The organism is Arthrobacter terricola (assembly GCF_004354015.1).
Lineage (GTDB): Bacteria > Actinomycetota > Actinomycetes > Actinomycetales > Micrococcaceae > Arthrobacter > Arthrobacter terricola.
Genome location: NZ_SMRU01000012.1, coordinates 112,892 through 137,724, shown reverse-complemented (window position 1 = coordinate 137,724; position 24,833 = coordinate 112,892). Strand labels below are relative to the sequence as shown.

Genomic DNA, 24,833 nt, shown 5'->3' with positions numbered 1-24,833 from the left:
GATCAATAGGCAGTTTGCATAGTCGTGGCTCGCCTACTTGAGCGGCAGTTCAGCGGGTTGCGGCGCGCGGGCAGCCTTGGCCTTGGCACCCAGGCGGCATGCCACTGCGATGCAGGCGACCAGCAGGAACGTGCCGAGCAACTGGCCCGCGCTGCCTGCGTCCGAGAACCCCACGCCGAAAATGAGGGCAAGGAGTGCCAGTCCGAGGATCGTCAGGGCCGGGAACCCCTTCATGCGCAACGGCAGCGGCGTACCTTCACGGTCGGCCCGGCGTCGAAGGATCAATTGCGAGACCAGCGCCGTTCCCCACACCACGAGGCACGTTGAGCCGACCAGGTTGAGCAGTGCCGGGAGGACGTGGTCCGGGAAAAGCAATTCGAGGATCGTGGCGATGAAGCCGAATGCGACTGAAACCCCGACGGCGGCCATCGGCACCCGGGCGCCGCGCAGGCGCGAGAGGAATGCCGGGGCTTCGCCGCGCTCGGACAAGGAAAAGACCATCCGCGACGCGCCATAGAGGTTCGCGTTGAGGGCCGAGAGCAGGGCGACGACGGCAACGAGGGTAATGGCCGTGCCGGCACCAGGGATTCCGGCGAGGTCCAGGACGCCGGCGAACGGAGACTTCAGTTGTGCGGATGTCGACGGCAGGACCGCGGCGATAACGAAGACCGATCCGATGTAGAAGACGAGGATGCGCCACACCACGGTGCGGATGGCCCGCCCGACGCTCCGGGCCGGCTCCGCAGTCTCCGCAGCGGCGACGCTCACGATTTCAGTGCCGCCGAAGGCGAAAATGACCACAAAGAGGGCCGAAGCGATTCCTCCCCAGCCCGAGGGTGCGAAGCTCCCGGTGATGTTCCCGAGGCCGGGCGAGGCCACGCCGGGAAGCCAGCCGAACAGCAATGCCGCGCCGATGATGAGGAAAGCCACAATCGCCGCGACTTTCAGGATGGCGAACCAGAATTCGAATTCGCCGAAGTTCCGGACGCCGGCAAGGTTGATCGCAGTGAACGCCACCATGAAGGCGAGGGCCAGCGCCCAGACGGGAATGACCGGCCACACTGAGAACAGCAAGCCTGCGGCGCCGAGTGCTTCGGCCGCGATCACCACCACCAACTGAAGCCACCACAACCAGCCGACCGTGGACCCCGCCGTCTTCCCCAAAGCCTTTTCCGCATAGACCGAAAAGGCACCGCTGTTCGGGTTGGCGGCCGCCATTTCGCCCAAGGCCCACATCACCAGGATGATCAAAGTTCCGGCCACGAGGTAGGAAATGAGGACGGCGGGACCGGCCGCGTGGATGCCCGCGCCGGAGCCGAGGAACAGGCCTGCGCCGATCGCGCTCCCCAGGCCCATCATGGTGAGTTGCCGGGGCTTCATCGAGTGGCCGAGCTGCTGCGAAGAAATGGAGGGTTGAACAGCGGCGGACTTCGTTGTCATTCGTGTTTACCTTCTTGTGGACGGATTGTCGCGTGGTCCTTATGGGACCTATCGAATTTACCGCTTCGCAGCGAAAGTGGCGAAGGACACGTGTGAGAACATGGATGCAGCGTGGCACCATTCCCGCCGCTCGGGTATCGATTTGCGCAGTGCTGGCGCGGATGGAGGAAAAATTGGCAATAGTTGACGAGCTTGACGCCAAGATTGTTCGATTTTTCACGGACGCTCCACGGGCGTCGATCCTTGAGGCATCCCGGGTCTTGAAGATCGCGCGCGCCACAGTCCAGGCCCGCTTGGACAGGATGGCCGAACGCGGCGTCGTGGCTCCGTGGGTTCCGCAGCCCGATCCTGCGGGCTTTGGCTACCCGGTGGTGGCCTTCTGCTCGTTGACCATCAACCAGGACCTTGGCCATGACGCGGTCGTCGAGGCCTTGGCCGCCATTCCGGAGCTCATTGAAGTCCATACTGTGTCCGGAAATTCGGACCTCATGGTGCGGGTAGTGGGGAAGTCGAATTCGGACCTGCAGCGGGTACTCGATTCCCTCATCGCCACCCGGGCGGTGCTGCGATCGTCGTCGGTGATCGTCTTGAACACCCACTTCCAAGGCCGCACCTTGCCGCTCCTTGAAGCGGCCGCGAAGGAGAGCGCGGGCTGAAATATTTGGACACCGTCCCCGCGCGGTCGTACCATTAGTTCTAGTCATTTTGACTTTAACTAATTTTCCGGACTCCGGCGGTCCCGACGACGCCTGCGAGGGGCTGTCCCGGCGAGGGCGCAGTGGAGACCGGGCAACGGCAATGGAGCGGGGTGAATAGCGTGTACGCAAACTCGGCCAACGTGGCAGAGCGCAGGCTCGCGCCGCCGTCGTTGGCTATTTCCACGGTGATTTTCGCCCTCCGCCCGAGCGAACGATCCGGCCGCCCCACGCTGTGGCTGCCGCTGGTCCGGCGCATCCGCGAACCGTTCAAGGGCCTGTGGGCCTTGCCCGGAGGCCCGCTGCAGCACGACGAATCCCTCCAGGACGCCGCTTCGCGGAACCTCCGCGAAACCACGGGACTTACCCCGCACTACCTGGAACAGCTCTACGCCTTCGGCGGTCTCCACCGCTCGCCCGCCCAACGTGTCGTGTCGATCGTGTACTGGGCTCTCGTCCAACCCACCGAGGCCGCCCTGGCCGACGAATCCGAGAACGTCCGCTGGTTCCGCGCCGACAGGCTCGCCGAGCTGGCCTTCGACCACAACGCGATCGTGGACTACGCCTTGTGGCGGCTGCGCAACAAGATGGCCTACGGGTCCATCGCCTACCACCTGCTCGGGGAGTTCTTCACGTTGGCGCAAGTCCGCGAGGTCTACGAGGCCGTCCTGGACCGCCAACTGGATCCGGCGAATTTCCGCCGGCAAATCAAGGGAACGCCGGAAATTGAGGAAACCGGTGAATACCTCCAAGGCGGAAAACACCGCCCACCACGCCTCTACCGCTTCACCGGCACGCCCGGACTCGGGCCAGACAACAGGAGTACACCATGAGCAGCGTCAACACGGCGATCCAGCTGATCACGCGGGAGGAAGCCGAGAACGGCCGTTCGGCCGCCGGTGCCACGTGCAGCCCCGCGCTGGCCCAGGGCCCGTGGGAATACGACCTCGCCGAAGCAGCAGCCGGTATCCCCGCCTACGGGCCCGGCGCATCGAGCTCCGACGCCGCCCCGAAGGCTACGCCCCGTCAAGGCCAGCTCCCCGAAGAGTACAAGCTGGCGAGCGACGCCGAGCTCGACGCCCGAATCCGTGCCGCCAAGGCGACCCTGGGGGACCGTGCCGTCATCCTGGGCCACTTCTACCAGCGCGACGAAGTGGTCCAGTACGCCGACTTCGTGGGTGACTCCTTCCAGCTGGCCAACGCGGCCCTGACCAAGCCGAACGCAGAGGCAATCATCTTCTGCGGCGTGCACTTCATGGCTGAGACCGCGGACATCCTTTCCAGCAGCGAGCAGTCCGTGATCCTGCCGAACCTTGCCGCCGGTTGCTCGATGGCCGACATGGCCGACGAAGACTCCGTGGAGGAATGCTGGGAACAGCTCGAAGAGCTCTTCGGGTCCGCTCCGGATTCCGAAGGCCGGGCCCCCGTCATTCCGGTCACGTACATGAACTCCTCTGCGGCGTTGAAGGCCTTCTGCGGCCGCAACGGAGGCATCGTCTGCACATCCTCGAACGCCAAGACGGTCCTCGAATGGGCCTTCGAACGTGGCCAGCGGGTCCTGTTCTTCCCGGACCAGCACCTCGGACGCAATACCGCCAAGGCACTCGGCGTTCCGCTGGAGCAAATGCCTATGTGGAACCCCCGCAAGGAATTCGGCGGAAACGACGAACAGACGCTCCTGGATTCCCGCGTGATCCTTTGGCACGGATTCTGCTCGGTCCACAAGCGCTTCAACGTAGCCCAGATCGAGAAGGCGCGCGCCGATTTCCCGGGCGTCAACGTCATCGTGCACCCCGAATGCCCCATGGAGGTGGTTGACGCGGCAGACGGCGCAGGCTCCACGGACTTCATCAAGAAGGCCATCGCAGCAGCCACCGAGCCCACCACCTTCGCCGTGGGCACCGAGATCAACATGGTGAACCGCCTTGCGGCCGAAAACCCGCAGCACACCATCTTCTGCCTCGACCCCGTCATCTGCCCGTGCTCCACCATGTACCGCATCCACCCCGGCTACCTCGCCTGGGTCCTTGAGGAACTGGTCGAAGGCCGCGTCGCCAACCGCATCACGGTGGACGAGTCCGTCAAGGACAACGCCAAGATCGCCCTCGAACGCATGCTGGCCGCCAAGCCCCTCTAGTCCACACCCGACCCACCCAGCCGAATCGAGCTTCACATGACCGCAGAACGCTTTCCCGGTGCTTCGGCACGGCGGCGACTTGTCGTCGTCGGCAGCGGCATCGCCGGACTCTATTCGGCCCTGCTCGCGGCCGAAGCCGGGCAGGATGTCATCCTCCTTAGCAAGGGCGCGCTCGCAGACAGCAACACCTTCCTGGCGCAGGGCGGCATTTCGGCAGTGCTCGATGCTCCCGCTCCGGGCGACACCGTGGCGGCGCATATCGCAGACACCCTCAAGGCAGGCGGTGGGCATTGCAACCCCGAGGCCGTGCGGGTACTGTGCAGCGAAGCCCGGCAGGACATTCTCGGGCTTGAGCGCTTTGGCGTCCGTTTCGATGTGGGTCCCGACGGCGGTCCCGCCTTGGGACTCGAAGCCGCCCACTCGGCTCCGCGGATCCTCCACGCCGGCGGCGACGCCACCGGCGCGGGAATCGCGAAGGCGCTCATCCTCGCTGCACTGGACGCGCAGGAAGCCGGGAAACTGAAGGTCGTAGGCCACGCGCAGGTGACGTCGCTGATCCAGTCCGAGGGACGGGTTACCGGCGTCGAGTTCCTCAGGGGCGGCCGGATGGAGAGCATCGACGCAGACGCGGTGCTGCTTGCCACTGGCGGAGCCGGGCGGCTTTTCTCCCAGACAACCAACCCTTCGGTGGCAACCGCGGATGGACTGGCACTCGCCTGGCGGGCCGGAGCCGAGCTCGCGGACCTGGAGTTCTTCCAGTTCCATCCCACGAGCATGGTGCTGGCCGCTGCGGGTGACACCGAGCCTGAGCCTCTCCTGGTCTCCGAAGCCGTCCGCGGTGAAGGCGCCATCCTGGTGGACGCGACGGGCGAGCGGTTCATGCCGGCCTACCACCCCGATGCTGAGCTCGCTCCCCGAGACGTGGTCTCGCGCAGCATCGCCCTGCACCTGGCGTCCCTGGGCGATCCCAGCGGCCACGTCTTCCTTGACGCGCGCGTGGTCGAAACCGCCAAGGGGCCGGGCTACCTGGAGAAGCGCTTCCCGACCATCAGCGCCAGAACCCGTGAAGCCGGTATCGATTGGACCCGCGAACCCGTTCCCGTCGCCCCGGCGGCGCATTACTGGATGGGTGGCGTGGTCACCGACTTGCACGGCCGCACTTCCGTGCCCGGCCTGCTCGCGGCTGGTGAAGTCGCGTGCACAGGTGTCCAGGGCGCCAACCGCCTCGCGAGCAACTCGTTGCTCGAAGGGCTCGTCTTTGGGCGGCGGGCTGTTGAGCGATTCCTTGGGACGCCGCCGAACGGTGGGAGGACCGACTCGCTAGTTCCCTCGGCGCCTGCGCTCCGGTCTCACGCCGGCGAACGCCTCGCAAGCCCGGCGGCCAGCATGGACCTCCACGCAACAACGGCGCTTTCGGGAGCCAGCGAGCCGGCTGAGGCGCTCACCGCGTGGCAGCCTGAACTTGTCCCTGAGCCCTTCTCGCGGGCTGCCCTTCGGCGGCTGATGACTGCCAACGCCGGCGTCCTGCGCTCTGGTGAGCTCCTCAGGGAGGCGGCGGGGGCACTCGGCGCGTGGGCCGACGTCGTACGCCCTGAAAGCGTGTCCGCCTCCCTGGACCCGCACCGGCACGAAGACGCCAACCTGCTCCTCGCGGCGCAATTGCTAGTTCAAGCCGCGCAAGCGCGGCGAGGCTCCCTTGGCGCGCACCACCGAAACGATGCCGGGCAAGAACCAGGGACCACCACCGAATCCACACAACAGCGATACACCATCCGCCGGAAAGCGAGCCTCGTCAATGACTAGCCTGACCCTCCCCGCAGCACCCGTCCGGGAGATCCTCGAGCGGGCGTTCGCGGAGGACGCCCCGAACGGCGATATCACCTCGCAACTGCTCATTCCCGCCGACGCCCGAGCCACCGCGGTGCTCAACGCCCGGGTTCCGGGCGTCTTCAGCGGCGGAACCGTGTTCCGCGACGCGATGCTGCTCATCGATCCGGACACCGAGGTTGAGCTCTTCCTCGCCGACGGTGAAGCGTTCGACGCCGGTACCCACCTCGCCCGGGTCAGCGGCCGCGCACGCTCCGTGCTCCTCGCCGAACGCGTGGGACTGAACCTCGTGCAGCGAATGAGCGCCATCGCCACCAAGACTGCGGAATTCGTCAAGCTCGTCGACGGCACCAAGGCCCGTATCACGGACACCCGGAAGACAACCCCCGGGCTCCGCGTCCTGGAACGCTACGCCGTGCGGTGCGGCGGGGGAGCCAACCACCGCTACAGCTTGTCCGACGCCGTCCTGGCGAAGGACAACCACCTGGCTGTCATGACGGGTGGCGATTCCGCGAAACTCACTGCCTTGCTGATTGCCGCGAAAGCCCAGCTCGGACACACGACGCACTTCGAAGTGGAAGTGGACAGCGCTGAGCAGATTGAACCGGTGCTCGCGGCAGGCGTCGGCACCATCATGCTGGACAACTTCTCCCTTGAGGAACTCCGTGCCGGAGTGCGGCAGGTGGCCGGACGCGCCGTGGTCGAAGCGAGCGGCAACGTCAACGTCAACACCGTGGCGGACATCGCGGCTGCCGGCGTCGATGTGATCTCCATCGGTGGGCTGACGCACAGCGTCTCGGCGTTGGACCTCGGACTTGACGTGACCCTCGACGTGGCCAGTGAATCGCCGCTTGCTGCGACAACGGGAGTCGGCTAGTCCCGTGATTTTCCTCGACGCGGCGGCGACCACTCCGGTCCGCAAGGAAGTCCTCGAAGCGATGTGGCCGTATTTGACCGGTGAATTCGGAAACCCGTCGAGCCACCACGCCCTCGGGGAATCCGCTGCCAACGCACTCTCCGCGGCCCGCGCGACTGTGGCGAAGGCGATCGGATGCAGGCCGGGGGAGATCACCTTCACGTCCGGGGGCACGGAGGCCGACAACCTCGCCGTGAAGGGAATCGCGCTGGCGAGGCGCGCGCGGGATGCCGCGCTCAACCGGATTGCCATCAGCGCTATCGAGCATCCGGCAGTCGAGGAATCCGCCCACTACCTGGAGCGGGTCCATGGGTTCGTCGTGGACGTCGTGCCGGTTGACCGCTACGGGACGGTGACGCCGGAAGCCCTCCGGTCCGTGCTGCGACCCGAAACGGCCCTCGCAAGCATCATGTACGCGAACAACGAGATCGGCACGGTTCAACCAGTGCGGCAACTCTCGGAGATCTGCGCCGAATATGGTGTGCCTTTCCATACCGATGCCGTCCAGGCCGCCGGGTGGCTGCCGATCGACGCCAAAGAATTGGGCGTGGATGCCTTGAGTATCTCCGGCCATAAGCTCGGCGCCCCGAAGGGCAGCGGTGTCCTCTACGCCAAGGGGAGGTTGCGGCTCGAACCGCTGGTCCACGGCGGCGGCCAGGAACGGGGACGGCGGTCCGGAACGGAAAACGTGGCAGGCGCCGTGGCGTTGGCTACTGCCCTGGCCCTTGCGACTTCCGAGCAGTCCGAGCGCGCCGACCGGGTCTCGCAGCTTCGGGATGCCTTCATCCGCACGATCCTCGAAACCGTTCCCGGAGCCCTGCTCACGGGACATCCTTCGCAGCGACTGCCCTCAGTTGCGTCATTCTGCTTCCCGGGCACCAGCGGGGAATCGGTGTTGCTTGAGCTCGAGCGGCTCGGCGTGGTCTGTTCGAGCGGATCGGCGTGCGCCGCGGGATCCGATGCCCCGTCGCCAGTGCTGACGGCGCTCGGCATCGAGGCGGAAGTGGCGCAGACCGCGGTCCGCTTCAGCTTCGATTCCACGGTGACCGCGGCCGAACTCGAGCAAGCCGTCGACGCCGTGGCTGCCGCCGTCGGGAGCGTGCAGGGGCTCGGGAAGCGCTGAGTGCGCGAGCGCTGGGTTCGAATTACAACGACAATGGGGGCCTTATCCCAGTCTCCCGTCGAGGAACGTGACCCCACACAAAGGGCCCATTCGTGCCCCGCGGAATTCCCCGCCCGCCCTTGAGGGTGAACCGGTTGGCTAGGTTGAATTGATCCTATGAGATCGAGACCCGACTCCGGTCCAGATGGACCGCATCGGAGCGGCCTCGACTGGCAGGAGGCGGCGCAATGACACTGGAATACACGCTCACCCTGGCTGACCCTCGCGCGATCTTGGAGACTGTCGGCGGCAAGGGTGCCTCGCTGGCTCGCCTCGCCAGCCGGGGCTTGCCCGTGCCGGACGGCTTCCATGTCACCTGCGAGGCGTACAGACGCTTCGTCGCTGACCACGACCTCGGACCTACGATCCTGGGGATGCTAGGCGCGGTGGATCCGTTTCAGCCCTCCTCGCTCATGGCGGCGTCGAGCGCCATATCCGATCTGTTCGCCAATGCTCCGATGTCGCCCGGGATCGCCAATGCCATCGCCCACGCGTATGCACAGTTGCCCGAAGGTGGGGCGGTCGCGGTGCGCTCTTCCGCCCCCGCGGAGGACCTGCCCGGGATGTCCTTCGCGGGCCAGCAGGAGAGCTATCTCAATGTGCGCGGCCAGGATGAGCTGCTGGAAGCCGTGGCGCGCTGCTGGGCTTCCCTCTGGACAGATCGTGCGATCGCCTACCGGCTCATGATGAGGGTCGACCAGCGATCACTGTCGATGGGCGTGGTGGTCCAGGCCATGGTGGCTTCGGAGGTTTCGGGGGTGCTGTTGACAGCCGATCCGACAACGGGGGAGCGGGGGGAGATGGTCGTCAACGCCAGCTATGGCCTCGGGGAAGCGGTGGTGTCGGGCCTGGTGATGCCGGATGTCTTCGTGGTGGACAAAGCGAACCTAGCTGTGAAAAAGGCGACGCTCGGGGTGAAGGAGGTGGCCGTCGTGGCGGCGAAGAAGGGCACGGCCACCGAGTCCGTTCCGCCGGATCGTCGCGGGCGGCTGGCGCTCTCGGAGCTGGAAGTACGGGATCTGGGGGAACTGGCCCTTCGGGTGGAGAGGGAGTCCGGGGGCGTGCCCCAGGACCTTGAGTGGGCGTTTGCCGAGGGGCGCTGCTGGCTCCTCCAGGCCCGGCCGATGACGGGCCTGCCGCCTGCCCCGCTGAAGGACGTGCGCTGGGAGCCTCCCATACCGGGCACGAAGTGGATTCGCCGCCAAGTGGCCGAGAACATGCCCGAGCCCCTTTCCCCGCTCTTCGAGGAGCTGTACCTCAGCGAAGGAATGGAGCTCGCCATGGCCAAGGACATGGAGATGTTGGGATATCGCGGTGTCGTCGCCGACACCGGAGTCCCCTCGTACGCCACGGTGAACGGCTACGCCTACCTGTGCGCCAGCTTCACGATCAACTGGAGGGGCCTGCTGAAACTTCTGACCGCCCTTCTCGGCGGCAAGACGATGCGCGCGACCTTTGTCAAAGCGATCCCGTACTGGCGGGATGAAGTCCTGCCCGGACACCTGAAGACCGTGGAGCGGTGGAAGGAGCTGGACCTGGCCTCTGCGACCGACGAACAGCTTCTCGATGGGATCCGCGAACTCACTCGATCGGAGGCCATCTACTGGGGCAGCACCACCCTCGTCCTGGCCGCCGCGAAGAACAGCGACATTGCCCTCGGCCGCTTCCTTGCCATGGCCATGCCGGGAAGTGGCCTGAGCAGCGCGCTCTTCCTGCGGGGTTTCCCGTCGAAAGCCCTCGAAGCCGAGGCGGAGCTGCAGGCAATAGCCGGGCAGGTCCGCGCCTCCGACGATCTGCGCCAGCTGGCCCGATCTACCCCTGCCCAGGGGCTGCTCGATGCCCTGAACACCGGCTCCAGATGCAGCGTCGTGGCGGGGCGCCTCCAGCGCTACCTAGATCGCTACGGCCACCAGGTCTACAACCTGGACTTCGCGGATTCGACCCAGGCCGAGGACCCGATACCGGTCCTGCTCAGCCTGAAGGCCAACGTGCAGCAGCCGGGGGTGGAAGTGAGCACGCGCCAGGCGGAGATGGCCCGCGACCGCGAAAATCTGGTGGAGCAGATGGCTCGCTCCCTGGACCCGCTGCGGCGGCGCCTCTTCCTGAAGGTCGTGCGCTGGGCGCAGGGCTTCGCCCCCTACCGGGAAGAGACCCTCTTCTACATCGGTTCCGCCTGGCCAGCCCTCCGCCCGCTCGCGCTGGAACTGGGCCGGCGGCTGGCCGAGGCCGGTTCCCTCCATGCCCCAGTTGATGTGTTCTACCTTCGAACGAGCGAGCTGCTGGCAGCCAGCCAGGCTCGAAGGGCAGGACAGGCCCGCCAGGACCTCGCCCGGCTGGCCGCGGAGCGCCACGAGCTGCGGGAGGCCCGAAAGCGGCTGCATCCGCCCGCGGCCGTGCCCCTCGCCGCTAGGTGGAAAATGGGTCCCATCGATCTGTCCGGCTTTGAGACCCAGAAGAGGAACGTCGATACGGGGCCGACCTTGAAGGGCTTCCCCGTGAGCCCTGGCCGGGTCACGGCCCCGGCAAGCGTGATCCTCTCTCCCGGCGACTTCGACAAGATGGTGCCCGACACTATCCTCGTCTGCCCTACGACCGTTCCCGCCTGGACGCCTCTCTTCGCCCAGGCGAAGGGTTTGGTCACGGACATCGGCGGAGTGGCAGCCCACGGTTCCATCGTCGCGCGGGAGTACGGCATCCCCGCGGTCATGGGTACGGGCAACGGCACGCAACGGATCGTCAGCGGGCAGCTGGTGAGCGTGGACGGAGACACCGGCACAGTGACCTTGACCGTCTAACTCTTCGCGCCGGGATCTGAACCATTACGGAGCGAAACACCGGACTCACCCACGAGGCCGCCTCCGCGGTTGGCAGCGAAGGGTGATCTCCAACGGCAAGGTGATCTCCAACGGCGCGTGGGACCCACGGCTGCGGGACATGACTCACGCCGAACTATCGGGCTTAGCTGTGAATCGCAGCGATAAGTGGCGGCATTTTCGCAGAGCTAAATGTCACCGCGGCAACCCGTGAGTCGGCCAGATGGCCTTAACTGTGATGTAGTTACGCGGTGATGTGGCGGAGAACGGGGTCCGCGATTCTGCGAGTCGGTGCGCACAGGGTTTGTCCGAGTTCCCTGAAGGCGTCGTCCCGGTTCGCGAAGTACCCGTAGTCGGCTCGGACGAACCGTGAGAGGTTATACGCATTGTCGTCGGCTCGGCCATCCCAGTCGACGGCGCAACGCCCGGCGGCTTCGAACAGCGTTTCCGGGCCGCGGTTTGTGAATGATCCGCCTCCCCGGCATCCGATCGTACCGAAGAGCTCGGACGCGGACTGCCACTTTTCAAGGCTGAATTCCGGCCATGCGAGCAGTATCGGATCCGGAAGCGCAAAGCCGATGTGGGGAAAGCGCGGATACCAGAAGGATCGATCGATGAGTAGGGCGCGCACTCTTGTGGCAACTCCGATGGCCCGCGCTACACTTTCGAGAATTGCGAGGCGTTGGCTGCATGACCCGAAGCCGCGCGCGAGTGTTCTCGAGGCTGGAGTGCTCTCCTCCAGCGCATAAACGGCGCGCACCTCATCGCGGATGATCGAGTGAGCAGCCTGGAGCACGGCAACCTGCCTACGGGACTGCGCCAGGTCTTGCGAGTGAACCACGAGACGCGCAATCGCCGATGATTCACAATCGAGAATGCCTGTTGCGGCAACGGAGCCTGGCTGTGCCGCGCCCCCTCCAACCCGGGCAGGTGCACGCCTGTACCAGGGGGTGAGGATCGCAGTGATGGGGGTCAAGCCTGCGTCTCCGCTGGCTGGCCGGTGCTGCGCTTCCGGACCTGGCGTAGCACAATCTGCTCGGGGCAGACGGTAGAGAGGAAGTCACCGACCGAGAGGGCAAGCCGTTCACCTGCCAGCGAGTAGAGGATGCGATTGGCGTCCCGCCGCTCAGTGACCAGGCCCGCCTGGCGCAGCACGCCCAGGTGCCGGGAGATGGTCGGGCCCGTGGCTTGGAACCGCGCGGCGATCTCACCGGCGGCTAGCTCGCCGTCCTTGAGGTCCTGCAGGATCTGCCTCCTCGTCGGGTGCGCGAGAGCGGCGAAGACGTCTGATGCCGTATCTGTCATTTTTGCAATATAGCATAATTGCTATATGAAGTTTAGCTTCATTGCTAATAAGCGAAGGAGCAACATCATGCGTGTGGCTATCACCGGCGGTACCGGGTTCGTCGGACATCACCTCGCCGAGCGGCTCGACCCCGCGGACACCGTCATCGTGTCCCGCCGCACGGGTGTGCCGATCGACGACGTGGGGGCATTGACGGCAGCATTTGCTGGCTGCGATGTTGTCGCTCATTGCGCGGGGATCAATCGCGAGATCGGCGACCAGACCTTCGCGCACGTGCACGTAGACGGCACCCGCAATGTCATCGAGGCTGCCCGCCGGGCAGGTGTGCAAAGGATCGTCATGCTGAGCTTCCTTCGGGCACGATCGGACTGTGGCTCGGCGTACCACGAAACGAAATGGGCTGCCGAGGAACTCCTGCGGCAGTCCGGAATCGACCACACGATCCTCAAAGCGGGGATGATTTACGGCCTGGGCGACCACATGGTGGACCACGCCACCAGAGCCGTGCGCACCTGGCCGGTTTTCTTGACTGTGGGGCTTCGTGACCGGACTGTCCGGCCAATACCCGTCGACGAAGCCGTCAACGTACTGCTCGCGGCCCTGGAGGGGCGGGTTTCCGAACCGACCGTCGCCGTCCTGGGAGCCGAGGAACTCGAGTTCGCTATGGCTGTTCGCCGGATCGCCCGTGTTGCCGGGCGGCGGCCGCTCTTCGTGCGCGCCCCGGTCTGGGCTATCCGCGTACTCGCGCAGCTCACGGAGTGGATCATGGTCGTGCCGCTTGTCGCGAAAGCACAAGCGCAGATGCTTGCAGAAGGCGTCAGCGAGTCCGCGCCATTCGCACCCGAACTCCCCGAAGGTATCCGACCGACCCTCCCGTTCGACGACGAACGCATCCGCGCCGCGCTGCCCGAGGGTCGATTCGACCTCAGCGACCTCCGAATCACGAAATGGTGGGCCGAGAAACGCCTCCGCAAAAACAAATAGCTAGCGAGCCCGCGCCGTGAGCATCAGAATTCGAATGTTCGCAAACGATCGTTCGCAAGACGCCGTGCCACAGGTCCACTTCTCCGCGCGATCTCGCGGGACTGGTGTAACGCTTGCCGCGTACGCGCTTACGGCAAGCGTTGGCACGTTTCTGATTCACTTGGTCATCGCGTCGCTCGGACATCTTAGGACGAGCAACGCGATGACGGCAGCCCTGGCGTCGGATATTTCACGAATTCACAGGCCGCCCCTGGTAGGCATTTGCTGGGGGCAATACTAAGTTTGCTTTTCACCGAAATGCCACGCCGATGCGCTCAAAACCCTTGACAAGCTTGGAAACCTCGCAAATGATCACCACGTGAGCATTGGCGAGGATCAACCCGTTCTCCCACGTGACACCAAACTCCATGGGTCGTTGAAGAATTTGTTTAATTGGGGGCTTCGCATTGAACGCTAAATTGGTTGATCTCTGCAGAAATCGATTTTTCAGTGTACTGACGATTTTCGTGACGATGGCCGTGGTTGCGGCTAGCGCTCTTGTTTCTACTGCCGATATTCGTCGTGGCACTCGTCATTCTAGTAATTTCGGGACTCCTGAAAATCTAGATCCGTGATTGCCGCCACGCCCGGTCTGGGCCCAATACTGTCGCCCGGTTGGATTCTGTGCGCTGTTCAATGGCATCGACGCGCCAACTGGCTCAACCGACCAACCGCGCTCAATTTTCCCGAGAACTCGCTCGAAATGAGCGGTCAGACCGGGCTTAGCTGTGGTGAATAGATTGACGCAGCGGTTCCCGGCTTTGATTCCCTCCTCTGATTGGATGTGCGCATGTCTGTCGAAGAACCTGAAAACCCTGATACTGATGCCGAGGGCCACGAAGATCAGGCTCGAGAGCGCGAGCTGAGCGACGAGGAGCGATCCGATCAGGAGGACCGACTCGAGCACGAGCTGGTTGCCTCACCTTCGGGGGCGGAGACTGTTCAGCGGATCGGACAGCTCAGGTCGAGCATTGACGCTGTCGGCGACGCAGCCTTCGAGGTTGAGATGGGTGATCTTGGCCAGCGAGCTGCCGCGAGGGCTGAGGCGACCACAGTGGCGGTTGCCGAGCCCAGCTCCGCGGATGCTCGGATTAACACCTCGCCTTCCGAGTGGAGTCGCACGCGGTGGAGCAGAGAGAAACTCATGTACGTTCGCGCGATCGGGGCAGCCATCATCCTGGGAGCTGCGGGGCTGATCGGTGGCCTCACCGGATGGCTCATGCTCCGCAAGAAGGACCAGATCAAACCGGACAGCCCACTGATGCCAGCCGCGATCGCCGCAGCGAATGTGGACGAAACCTGGCGTGGGATGCCGGACTCGGAGTTCTTCGCCCACGTTTCGCGGGTGGTACAGATCAAAGGCATCCATGCCCCGATGCAGCATGCGGTTGCCAACGAGCTCGCGACGATCCTGCACGAGCCCAAAAACCCGGGTTCCGTTCTTCGGGACGGCCAGCTGATTGGCCTGGCACGCGCGGTGAGCGAGAGACAGGACCAGCTCAGGAGCGCAGACGGCAAGGAGAACACCGTTTTCGATGCCCTCGCCCAGATCCCGCTGCAGGCTGTCGGCATCACCGGCGACACCGTCTCGCTCACCCGCAGTCAGAAGCTCGTCATTGCACAACTCGCCTTGACACTGCGAGCAGAGCCGGAGACCACAGGTGCTGCCTGACCCCGCCCGACCTCCCGCGGGCCCGATCTACGCGCTTGCTGCGCCAGGATTGGCGGAGCTGGCCGGGGGCAGGTCCGACGACGCAGCGGCTGTGTCCGCCGCAGACGGCGTCGTCTTGCACACGGACTGGCCCGTACTCGTTGACGCTGAGGAGGCACTGGCAGCGTTGGGACAGCCAGCGGCTGACGACCTGCGCGAGCGGGCCGCTGATTACGCGGATCTCGTCAGTAGCCTCTTCGACGGTCCGGCGCTTCTCGTCGGGCAGCTTCCGCGCCTGATCCCGGGCAAGGACCAGGTCACTGTCCTGGCAGAGAGCTGGCACGGATTTCCCGCAGGCTCCCTTGCCTTCGCCGCAACCACAGACGCCGGCGAAGCCTGGTGTTTCGTTCGACGTGACGTCGTGATCGACCCCGCGACCGGTGAGGTGCGGCACCTGTCCGTTTGGCCCAAGGTGCAGCCGATCACCGGGTTCCGGGCCCTCAGCGGTGGGCCGATGGATGCCGTCTTCACGCTCGGCGAGTATGCCTCATTTCTGATTCCGGGGTGGGGACCGCTTGTTGCCGGTGTGGTTCACGTCATCCGCGACAATATCCATGGCGGCGGCGAGGGGAAGAAGCCGCCCCCGCCTCCGCTGCCCGCGGCCGATGCGATCCTCATTGCGGCCCGCGCCTACATCTCGGAGAGGGTCGAAGAGTACGAGACGATGATCCGTGAGCTGTATGCCGAGTACCTGATCAAGTCTGCCCAAGCGAAGGACGACGGCGACATCGCCAGGATGTCCCAATTCCGGGGCACAGTGAACGCGATTCTCACCTCATCCTCTTTCACCAAGCTGGCTGTCCTCGGCGACTCCACGTTCCGCAGGCGAGGAGCCTTTGCTTGGGCATTCGCCAACCAGTTCCAGTTGCTGCTGTTCCGTCAAGGGATCGTTCTTGACGGCTGGGCGTACCAGCACCTGCCAGCGGACAACTCAGGGGTTGTCTTGAAGAATCTCTCGGACAGCCCGTCGTGGCCCGAGCTACCTAACCGGCTGCTTGGATTCCTGAGCTCCCTCCGGGATTTGGCTGACACCCTGCGCGCCGACGCTGAGGAGTTGGCCAGCCACGTCATCTCGAAGATCCAAGAGCACGGGTACTGGGGGCAGAGCTACAGCCGTGACGGATTCCAATCCCCGCCAGAGTGGCATGTCGAGTACTACTACTACACCGACTCGGCCCGCCCGGGCGAGGAACTGGGCAAGGAGATCCCGAGCAAAAAAAATTCCAACGCCAAGGGGAATGCTGAGGCGGCATGTGCCCGCTACGCTGCCGAGCTCCCAGGCAAGCTCTATGGGGACAAATACGGCGTTGGGCTCGACCAAGTCGCCCAGCTCGCGTCAACAGTGGCCAAGACAGCCTGGTCAGCGCTGGAGAATCTCGAGCTATTCATTGTCCCCTGCGCCAAGGATTGGGACAGCGGCGATGTGCTGCGGGCACTCGGCGTGTGGCCCGGCGAGGACCTCAAACCGACGCTCTACGGCGGTGCTCAAGTCCGGCGGTGGGGCGACTTTCAGCCGCTCGACGCCGCGGAGATCACCCCAGGGTTTCTCAACGCGGACAGCAGTGCCGTCTGCAACGTCCGTCGAGGACAGGGCTTAGAGCTGCGGCTGCCCGAAGACGTGATTCCCGTGGGCGAACCGGCGGGTACTGCCCCCAAGCCGGCGTTCGCCGTCCAGGTACGTTGTCTGGTGCCGGAAGAGGCATCAGGTCCGAGGGACGTCCGTGGCCGGGAGCTAGCTGTGGGGTGGGCGGACCTTATGGCTTCCTCCGACGAAGGTACGCGGCGGTCCGGATCCCGTGTCGTGTGGCTGCCGCCGACGAAACACACGGCCAGCGGCAAGGTCTGGCTGAGTCGGACCGTGACCATCCCGCTGCCTGCGTATGGCGGCTCACCGGTCATCAGGATCGAAGGCCACGGCGACCACTGGGCGCCCGACATCGTCTCTGTGCGGGTCGCCATCCTCGACCCGACATTCCCAGCAATCGTGGTGTGACCCCTCGAGCATCAGTCCATGGGAGTCGCCTTTTATCGACGGTCGCGAGAACTCATGAACCAGCACCGTGCCATTCAACTCTGAAGATTTGCGCAACTAACCTCTGAAGGTCACAACCGAGATGACCCCTTCCTCATTGCCCCGAGTGGTTGCGGGCGTAGCGGTCTGCCTCGGCGGCTGCTTTGAGGAGATCCGACGTGGACATATTCCCGTGCATGGTGTTGATTTCAACGAGGATTGAGCTCGCCGCCTAATTGTGGTCGGGTAACCCGTCCTGCGTGTTGGCTGTGACGTTCCGCGCGCTAGATTCGATATGGTCTGCGGCGCGACGCAACTGGTCAGCGATCCGCAGGCCGGGGGCCTCCATGTTCGAAGACGGGCACGGCATGCATTGGAAGACGGTCTTGCGCTACATCGATGCCAACCAGGCAGTCTGGTCCGCAGCACTCAGAGGAACGTCCGCGATGTGCGGCTAGACGTCCTCACGGATCAAATGCGTTGAAGAGTCGAGAAGCCGGGGTCCGCCGGGACAGAAGTCCTAGAAGTGCTCTCCGCGTACCTGGCTTATGCGAAGCTCCTTCGATACGTCTTTGGAGCCTTCCTATTGGAAGGAGAAAATCGGTAAGGGCGGCCCCGTCTTGCGGGCACCTGGCAGATAGAGCTAGATCCGGCCACGGAAGGTCTTGTCCGAGTGCGGAGCGGCTACTACCGTTATGCGCAGTGGGCCTGCGGACCGCTGGCCCCTCGTCGAGAGGACGCGCCATGCCAACCGTGATCGGCCACCACGATGTGAAAGACAAAGATCATTGGCTTGCTTCACCGAAACGCGAAGAGGTCTTCGGCCCCCTCGGCGTCACCAACATCCGGACGTTCGTCAACCCACAGAACCCAACGCAGGTGGCGGTGCTGATGGACGTTCCCGACATGGATGCCGTTATGGCCCTGATGCAGTCCGAGGCCGGGGCCGAAGCGATGGAGTACGACGGCGTGCTGCCCGAGACCTTGGTGATCCTCGTCGAAGCGTAGTTTTTTCGCGAAAAGCGCCGGTACACGAAAACCACATAGCGGCCGTGAACGACATTACCGCGTGTCGCGATGGACGATCCTTCAGCGGGCAGCGCGCCAACTGATAGCTGCCATTAAGCGTGATGATTCGGTAGCCCGCGGTTCCGCGGAACCTGCGTTTGCGTTCCTTCGCGAGCTTGTTCAAACTCCGGGCGCTGGATTTCGCGAATGTCGCATCTCGGGGGCTGACGTCGGTGCGGTGCGGTCCGCTGTGTCGACACGACCGGGCAAGAGGACTAACGCCGCCAGTGCGGCGGCGATTGCGATGCCAACGCAGATCCAGAGCGTTGTTGCCATGCCGGTGTCGAATGCGTCACGGACGGCACTGCGGACGAGGGGCACCCGGTCGGCGACGGCCAAGCCTTGAAAGACACCCGACTTGATCGTATCTGTCATACCCCCGGGCAGGTCCGGTGGCAGGGCAAGGTGCTGTTGGTACGCCTGGCTCAGAGCGCTGCCGATTACCGCGGCCCCGAGCGGACCTCCGGTCTTCTGCAGTGCCTGAAACACGGCGGATGCCTGGTTTGCCTTGTCTGCCGGGACATACCGCAGCGCGACGGATGCCGCCGTGACGAGCCCGAGTCCCATGCCGAGTCCGGCGATGGCGAGCCAGACTGCAACATAGAGGTCGCTGGAGACAGCGGTCATCCGCGCCCCAAGAAAGACACCCACCGCCATGATCAAGTAGCCGCCTGTCGCGACCGCCTTGGGGCCGAGCAGTTTCGCCAGACGGTCGCCAAGGACCGCCGCAACGATGAATCCCGCGATGAGCGGGAGCAGCCGGATTCCCGAGCCCATGGCATCCTCGCTCCGGACCGCCTGCCCGTACATAGGCAGGATGAACAACATTCCGACCAGCGCGAACTGGCCGATCCACGGTACGAGGGTGCCGGCAGTGAACCCGCGGAGCCGGAACAGCGAGGGCGCAATAAGCGGGGCTTGGCCGGTGGCGGCCATGTGCTGCTCCCACCCCGCGACGAGGACCAGCGTGACTACGCCGCTGCCGATCCATGTGAGCGCCTCAAGGTCTGCCCAGCCATTACTTCCTGCGCGCACGAACCCGTAGCACAGTGCAGTCAAGCCGCCGATGCTAAGGACCAAGCCGATGAGGTCAAGCGGGCCGGGCGTGTCTGGCCTGGACTCCGGCACAAGTGTCAGCACGAGCACGAAAGCCAGTCCGGCGACCGGCACGTTCATCAGGAAGATCCAGCCCCACCAGAAGTTTGTCAAGATCCACCCGCCCAGAAGGGGCCCGATCGGCAGGCCAAGGAAGGTGGCCACCATCATGACTCCGATCGCCTTCCCCCGTTCGGCGGAGTCGAACAAAACCGGGATCACGCCGAGAGTGACCACCGAGATCAGCGCGGCGGCGAAGCCCATGATCGCCCGCGCCGCAATGAGCTGCCCGGGCCCCGTCACGTAGGCCGACCACAGGGCACTTCCGCCGAAGATGACCAGCGCGGCCAATAGCGTCTTCTTGCGGCCAGCACGGTCAGCGATCACGCTCGCCGGAAGCATTCCTCCGGCAACGGTCAGCAGGAAAGCGGTACTGAACCACTGCAGTTCGGACTGGGTCGCGTTGAGAGCCCGGGCCAGTGTCGGCAGCGCCACCGCCAGAACGGTCGCGTCCAGACCGATGACGAGGGTGGACAGGCTGAATGCGGCCAAGGCCAGCCATTTGGATGAAGTACGCATCTCACACCCTCCACGCAAATACGTCAGTTAGAGTTATTTGTCAGTATATGCCAGATGGCGTCTCATGCCAATTGGCATTCTTGGTATTGTTGTTTCCATGGTGATGGCAGCGGGCGAGGGCCTGCGCGAACGCAAGAAACGCAAGACCCAGAAGGCGCTGCAGGCGGCTGCCATCCGGCTGATGAGCGCGAACGGATTCGCGGGCACCACCATCGAAGAAATCGCAGATGCCGCGGAAGTGTCGCCCCGAACGTTCTTCCGCTACTTTCCCACCAAGGAAGCAGTCCTCCTGACCGACCTGCAGGACGAGACCGTCGCCGCGTACCTGGCCCAGGCATCCGATGACCTAAGCATCATCGACACCTACGAGGCCGCGCTCACCGCCGTGTTCAAAGACCTCACTCCCGAGGAGTGGGCCGTGGAACAGGCCCGGGCCCAATTGGTGGCCAGCACGCCGGAACTGCGCACAACGGTCGCCCTGATGACAGCCATGCGGCCCCTCGATGACGCGAGAGAATTCATCGCCCGCCGCCTCAACACGCCGCCCGGGGACCCCCGCCCTCGCGTCTACGCCGCAATGCTCGTGGCCGCAGCCGGAGCGGCGGTCGCGCCCCTTTTCACTCTGGCCGCCGAGACACCCCTGGATCGCACCACTTTCCTCGACGCCCTCACGGTCGGGCTCGAGCTTCTAAAACAAGGATTCCCCACCGGGTTCGCCATTCCACACTCCCGCTAGGCCGGCGTCCCTTCCACTGCTGCGGGCTGTCGGTGCCCGGAAAGGTGTGGATTTGATCGCTATTTGGCGGTAATTCTTAATCCGGCGACGGCCCCTGTCCAGGCACCAGCCGGGTCGTGACGCATCAGCACTGCTCCGACGTAGCCCTCCTGAAGCTCGACGACCTGCGACAACACGCGGGAGCAGTCAACATCGAGTGCCAACAGTCACCGGACAGCTGCATCGGGCACTAAGCGCGTCCGGTAGGCTGCCGGCCTACCCGCATCAGAGACGCGACATGTAGCGACGCGAAGATGCTGTCACCTATCGCTGCAATTCACATGCTAAGTTCGGCAGGCGCCGGGCGCGTGCCGGCCAGCGGTCACGCGTTGCGGGCCCGCCGGAAAATCCAGTGCCGCAGCATCGAGAAACGGACGGCCGTGGCGAAGAATCCGGACAACGTGGTGGTCAACAGGTCCTCGGTAACGGTGGCCTCGGGACGGAAGGCGTGCAGCACGGCCAGGCTTCCGCCGGTGATGACCAACGCGACCGCAATGACGATCAGCCCGTTCACGTGGTCCCGGGTTCTCTTCTGCTTGCCGCTGATCTTGAAGGTCAGCCGCCGGTTCAAGGCGGTGTTCATGAGCGACGTGATGATGAGCGCGGCCGCGTTCGCCAATTGCGGCCCCATCCATGGACGGGACACCGCGTAGAGGCCCAGCGACGACGCCGTGCAGACGATCCCGACGCCGGTGAACCGCACGAGTTGCCGGACCACCGGATAGCGCATGAGGCCCTTGAGCTGCTCGCCCGCCGGTGGGAGGACATGGGACTCCTGCCGCGATGCGGTGACGGGTGCAACTGACGAATCCATGGGCCAAGCCTGTCACATCAAACTGTATTTCTCCCATGAAGTAGCTGTGACGGGATTGCTCAGCTCGCCGATTCCGCCGATTTTGCAGGTCACGATGTCCCCCGGAAGGATCCGCGCGCTCTCGGCCGGAAAGCCGGTGAGCACGAGGTCGCCGGGGTGCAATGTCATGAACGAACTGAGGTAGACGAGGATTTCGCCCACCTTCCAGCCGAGGTCCGCGGAACTGGCCGCGCGCAGCTCCTGGCCGTTGTGTACAACCGCGATCGAAACGTCGCCCTCGTCAAGATCGGTGACGATCCATGGTCCCGTCGGCGTGAAGGTGTCCTGGCTTTTCGCGCTGATCCACAGTTCATCGCTCTTCTGCAGATCCCGGGCGGAGACGTCGTTGCCGATCGTGAATCCGAGGATCGCCGTGCGGGCATTGTCGAGGGTCAAGCCGCGGGCCTTCCGGCCGACGACGACGGTCAGCTCGGCTTCGGGGTCTACGTGTCCCACATCCGCGCCGATCTCGATGGCCTCGCCGGGGCCGATGACGCTCGTTGCGGCCTTGTGGAACGCTTGGGCCGGCAAGTCCCTGCCGGGCTGGCCGGTGTTGTGCGCCATGCCCAGGACGTTCGCGGGAACGGACGGTGCAAGGAAGACGAACCCGTCCTCAAGCACCTCGGCGCCTGGCTCCCATCCTGTTCGTGCAGGGCTGCCGGCGTTTGCGGGAGAGCCAGGGAATGGAGTTTCGACCACCGTCCACTTCCTGCCGTCTGCGGAATGGAAATCCGCGGCGTCGTTCGCCACGAAAAACTGTTCGTCCGGCGACGCGGGATGGACGGGCCGGACCCGGGCGATCCGGCGGGGGCGTGAGGAAGTCATGAAGACATCCTACGTCCTGTGAGGGGTCGGTACGGTACTGCTGGCCGGTCTTAGGTCCGGCGATGCCTGCTGCAGCCGGAGGCTGCTCAGTCCGGCACGTAAAGCTCGCCCACCGGGATGTCCGCCGCGAGGCGGTTCGCGGGCCCGGCCAAGGGACATGCCCACGCCTCGTTGTACGCACAGGACGGGTTGTAGGCGAAGTTGAAATCGAGGATGAACTCCTGCTGCCCCGAACCGCGCAGGCCGTGGTGGGCGCCCTTGATGGTGTCCAGAAGGTACCGGCCGGCGCCGTAGCTTCCTCCAGGTTTGCCCGCCGTCGCATCCCGGAAGGGCACAAAGATCCCGCCTCCGTAGCTGCGGAGGCGCCACACCGCGAGGGACCCGAGGTCGTCGAGGTCGAAGGTACCCAAGCGGACGAACGGCACAACGCCGTCGGTACCGGTCTGGACATTCATCTCCTGCCCGGCGCCTTCGGGAGAGAGCGACGCGAAGCGGCGAAAACGGGGATCGTAGTCGGCGGTGCGCAGCCCGGAGAAGTTCGCCTTGGCCGCAGCTGTCAAGGCCGACGCTGGATGCGTTCCGAACATGCGGTCCCGCTCCTGGCGCCAATACACGTGGGCTTGGAAAGGATCTCCGACGGCGATCTTCCGGACCTGGTCATAGAGCGCGAACGTCCGCAGGCGCCAGTCGGCTATGTCCACGGCGGAGATTCCCGCCACACTGTTTTCGTCCTCTTCGCGCTGATCGGGATCCATGCGTCCAGCCTAGTCCTCGCGCCGCGACCCTGTGGTGTGCGCTACTTGACCCCGCTGTGGTCTCCGCTACCGACTCAGCCGTGGAGCAAAACGCGGCACGGCAAGACCGGACCGGGTCCGTCCGCCGCTAGGCTGTTGCCCATGGGAGCGAAGCGGATTCCGTTGAGTTTTTCAATAGCCGTCCTGGCGGCCGTCGTTGCCATCGCCGCTGCGGGCTGCAGTGCCGATGGCAAGGCCGGTTCGACGTGGACGGCCGGAACCAGTACGGCACCGGGCCCGAGCGGCGCTGGCGCGGTCCCGCCGTCGGGCGCTTCCGGCAGTCCCTCAGCCAGCGCGGGCGCCAGCAGCCCCTCGGCCGGCGCGGCAACTTCCGGTGCCACCGCCGCTGCTTGGAAGACCTACACGGACGCCGCCAAGACAGTCAGCTTCGACCTCCCGAGCGACTGGATCGCACAATCGCTCGCGCCCGACGCCGGCACTTTGCCGGGCGCCCTCAAGATCGTGGTCAAGGATTCCAAAGGCACCTACATGGCAACCTTGGAGACCGGTTTGCCCGCAGCAAGTCCGGCAGCGTGCGACGACGCCGCAAAGCGGCCCTACGTGGTGGTCAGCAGCGTCCCTGTCGACCTTCCGCACGCGGACAGCGATTCCACGATTCCCCCGCACGTGGTGTTCCGCGTCATCCAGGGGTACAAATTCTTCGGTTCATACGGGATTACCAACATGGTGGCGGGGACTGATGGCAAGGCCTGCGAACTTCGCAACCTCGTGGCGGCTCCGGCCGGCAAAGGCAATTACTCTTTCGGGGACATGTCCGCCATCCACGCATTTGCCACGGACGAAGTGGTCGCTCCGGCGAAGTCCTTCGACACCCTTGACCAGGCCGCAAAGTACGTGGACGATAGCTCGGAATTCGCCAACGTCCAACGGATGCTACTGTCTCTGAAGGTCAATCTGTAGAACCGCGATTGACGCACCAGCAGATCGGCGACATGGGGGATGTCCAGCCGCAACCCTCCCGGAGATCCATGGAACGCAACGTTTCCGCCAAGCTCGTTTTCAAGACCGTCGCCAGCACCAAAGTGGCCATGGCAATCGCTGTAGCAAACAACCCAGGCTACGAATCGATGACTGAGGAACTTTCCGTCACGGTTGAAGGCGAAGCCGTTCCCCTGACCGAATTGACCGACCACCACGGCGGTCGCTTCCACTACATGGAATTCGACGAACCGAGTGAAGTCACCGTGGATTACCAGGCGTCGGTCCGCGGTTTCGGCGTCCCTGACGCTTCCTCACGGATGGAACTCATCCGGTACGTCCGTCCCAGCCGCTACGCCGAATCGGACCGGCTCCTCCCGACGTCGTACGCCGAGTTCGGCGGGCTGCACGGCGAGGAGCTGTTGCACGCCGTCAGGAACTGGGTCAACGGCGAACTCAGGTACGTCAGCGGTTCGTCGCGAGGAACGGATGGCGCCGTCGAGACGCTCCTGCACCGCAAGGGAGTGTGCCGCGACTTCGCGCACCTGGCCATCGCCCTCCTGCGCTCCAAGGACATTCCGGCCCGCCTCACCGCGGTCTACGCGCCGGGACTCAGCCCCATGGATTTCCACGCAGTGGCCGAAGCCAACATCGATGGAACCTGGTACGTCATCGACCCCACGGGCCTTGCTCCCCGTGAAGCCATGCTGCGGATCACGGCCGGACGGGACTCATCGGACACGGCGTTCCTTTCCACGGTGGGCGGGAGCCTCTCGTTGAAGACGTTGAAAGTCACCGCCGACGTCGCCGACGAGCTGCCGGAAGAAGATCCGGACCAGCTCGTCATCCTGCGCTGACGGGCGC

Annotated in this window: 21 protein-coding genes; 14 read left to right on the top strand and 7 right to left on the bottom strand. The window is 64.7% G+C overall.

What is annotated here, in order from left to right; translation table 11 throughout:
- Window positions 1-33: 33 nt before the first annotated feature.
- Complete coding sequence (locus E1809_RS11915) at window positions 34-1,440, bottom strand: amino acid permease (protein ID WP_133204445.1); 1,407 nt, start codon at window positions 1,438-1,440, stop codon at window positions 34-36.
- A gap of 173 nt (window positions 1,441-1,613) precedes the next feature.
- Between E1809_RS11915 and E1809_RS11910 the strand changes: the two genes are divergently transcribed.
- From E1809_RS11910 to E1809_RS11880, 7 genes are all read left to right on the top strand, one after another.
- A complete protein-coding gene (locus E1809_RS11910) occupies window positions 1,614-2,096 on the top strand; it encodes an Lrp/AsnC family transcriptional regulator (RefSeq protein ID WP_235835557.1) in 483 nt (160 codons plus the stop codon).
- Between the two features lie 152 nt (window positions 2,097-2,248).
- Entirely contained in the window at window positions 2,249-2,968 is a 720-nt protein-coding gene (locus E1809_RS11905; protein ID WP_133204444.1) for an NUDIX hydrolase, read from the top strand.
- Entirely contained in the window at window positions 2,965-4,272 is a 1,308-nt protein-coding gene (gene nadA, locus E1809_RS11900; protein ID WP_133204443.1) for a quinolinate synthase NadA, read from the top strand. The genes E1809_RS11905 and nadA overlap by 4 nt, the downstream gene beginning before the upstream one ends.
- 36 nt (window positions 4,273-4,308) lie before the next feature.
- A complete protein-coding gene (gene nadB / locus E1809_RS11895) occupies window positions 4,309-6,075 on the top strand; it encodes an L-aspartate oxidase (protein WP_133204442.1) in 1,767 nt (588 codons plus the stop codon).
- Window positions 6,068-6,976: a carboxylating nicotinate-nucleotide diphosphorylase gene (gene nadC / locus E1809_RS11890; RefSeq protein ID WP_133204441.1), complete on the top strand. Its 909-nt coding sequence runs from the start codon at window positions 6,068-6,070 to the stop codon at window positions 6,974-6,976. Before nadB ends, nadC begins: the two co-directional genes overlap by 8 nt.
- Window positions 6,977-6,980: 4 nt before the next feature.
- Window positions 6,981-8,138, top strand: coding sequence for a cysteine desulfurase family protein (locus tag E1809_RS11885; RefSeq protein ID WP_133204440.1), 1,158 nt, complete (start codon window positions 6,981-6,983; stop codon window positions 8,136-8,138).
- Window positions 8,139-8,365: 227 nt separating this feature from the next.
- Window positions 8,366-10,972, top strand: coding sequence for a PEP/pyruvate-binding domain-containing protein (locus tag E1809_RS11880; protein ID WP_133204439.1), 2,607 nt, complete (start codon window positions 8,366-8,368; stop codon window positions 10,970-10,972).
- 262 nt (window positions 10,973-11,234) lie between these two features.
- Here the strand turns inward: E1809_RS11880 and E1809_RS11875 are convergent, their stop codons facing one another.
- Complete coding sequence (locus tag E1809_RS11875) at window positions 11,235-11,786, bottom strand: transglutaminase domain-containing protein (protein ID WP_133204438.1); 552 nt, start codon at window positions 11,784-11,786, stop codon at window positions 11,235-11,237.
- Window positions 11,787-11,962: 176 nt separating this feature from the next.
- Window positions 11,963-12,295 carry a metalloregulator ArsR/SmtB family transcription factor gene (locus tag E1809_RS11870; RefSeq protein ID WP_133204437.1) on the bottom strand — a complete coding sequence of 111 codons (333 nt, stop codon included), beginning with the start codon at window positions 12,293-12,295 and terminating at the stop codon, window positions 11,963-11,965.
- Between the two features lie 67 nt (window positions 12,296-12,362).
- Between E1809_RS11870 and E1809_RS11865 the strand changes: the two genes are divergently transcribed.
- From E1809_RS11865 to E1809_RS11850, 4 genes are all read left to right on the top strand, one after another.
- Window positions 12,363-13,280 carry an NAD(P)H-binding protein gene (locus E1809_RS11865; protein WP_133204436.1) on the top strand — a complete coding sequence of 306 codons (918 nt, stop codon included), beginning with the start codon at window positions 12,363-12,365 and terminating at the stop codon, window positions 13,278-13,280.
- An 829-nt stretch (window positions 13,281-14,109) separates the two neighbouring features.
- Window positions 14,110-14,991 (top strand): hypothetical protein, encoded by an 882-nt coding sequence (locus E1809_RS11860; protein ID WP_133204435.1) that lies wholly within the window; start codon window positions 14,110-14,112, stop codon window positions 14,989-14,991.
- The gene (locus E1809_RS11855) at window positions 14,981-17,023 is read left to right on the top strand and encodes a hypothetical protein (protein WP_133204434.1); all 2,043 of its coding nucleotides are present in this window, start codon (window positions 14,981-14,983) and stop codon (window positions 17,021-17,023) included. The genes E1809_RS11860 and E1809_RS11855 overlap by 11 nt, the downstream gene beginning before the upstream one ends.
- Before the next feature lie 762 nt (window positions 17,024-17,785).
- A complete protein-coding gene (locus E1809_RS11850; RefSeq protein ID WP_133204433.1) occupies window positions 17,786-18,049 on the top strand; it encodes a hypothetical protein in 264 nt (87 codons plus the stop codon).
- A 180-nt stretch (window positions 18,050-18,229) separates the two neighbouring features.
- On the opposite strand, the gene E1809_RS11845 is transcribed toward E1809_RS11850, so the two are convergent.
- Window positions 18,230-19,783 (bottom strand): MFS transporter, encoded by a 1,554-nt coding sequence (locus E1809_RS11845; protein ID WP_133204432.1) that lies wholly within the window; start codon window positions 19,781-19,783, stop codon window positions 18,230-18,232.
- Between the two features lie 64 nt (window positions 19,784-19,847).
- On the opposite strand from E1809_RS11845, the gene E1809_RS11840 reads away from it, so the two are divergent.
- Entirely contained in the window at window positions 19,848-20,519 is a 672-nt protein-coding gene (locus E1809_RS11840; protein WP_133204431.1) for a TetR family transcriptional regulator, read from the top strand.
- Between the two features lie 361 nt (window positions 20,520-20,880).
- Here the strand turns inward: E1809_RS11840 and E1809_RS11835 are convergent, their stop codons facing one another.
- The 3 genes from E1809_RS11835 to E1809_RS11825 all read right to left on the bottom strand — a co-directional run bounded on the left by E1809_RS11835 (window position 20,881) and on the right by E1809_RS11825 (window position 22,991).
- Entirely contained in the window at window positions 20,881-21,372 is a 492-nt protein-coding gene (locus E1809_RS11835) for a GtrA family protein (RefSeq protein ID WP_133204430.1), read from the bottom strand.
- Window positions 21,373-21,384: 12 nt separating this feature from the next.
- On the bottom strand, window positions 21,385-22,236 hold the full coding sequence (locus E1809_RS11830) for a fumarylacetoacetate hydrolase family protein (RefSeq protein ID WP_133204429.1): 852 nt from the start codon (window positions 22,234-22,236) through the stop codon (window positions 21,385-21,387).
- A gap of 86 nt (window positions 22,237-22,322) precedes the next feature.
- The gene (locus tag E1809_RS11825) at window positions 22,323-22,991 is read right to left on the bottom strand and encodes a DUF1684 domain-containing protein (protein ID WP_133204428.1); all 669 of its coding nucleotides are present in this window, start codon (window positions 22,989-22,991) and stop codon (window positions 22,323-22,325) included.
- 141 nt (window positions 22,992-23,132) lie between these two features.
- Here E1809_RS11825 and E1809_RS11820 point away from each other — a divergent pair, with 141 nt between their 5' ends.
- Both E1809_RS11820 and E1809_RS11815 read left to right on the top strand, forming a co-directional pair.
- Window positions 23,133-23,951: a hypothetical protein gene (locus E1809_RS11820; RefSeq protein ID WP_133204427.1), complete on the top strand. Its 819-nt coding sequence runs from the start codon at window positions 23,133-23,135 to the stop codon at window positions 23,949-23,951.
- A gap of 68 nt (window positions 23,952-24,019) precedes the next feature.
- Window positions 24,020-24,826, top strand: a complete 807-nt coding sequence (locus tag E1809_RS11815; protein WP_133204466.1) for a transglutaminase-like domain-containing protein — start codon at window positions 24,020-24,022, stop codon at window positions 24,824-24,826.
- The last annotated feature ends 7 nt before the right edge of the window (window positions 24,827-24,833 follow it).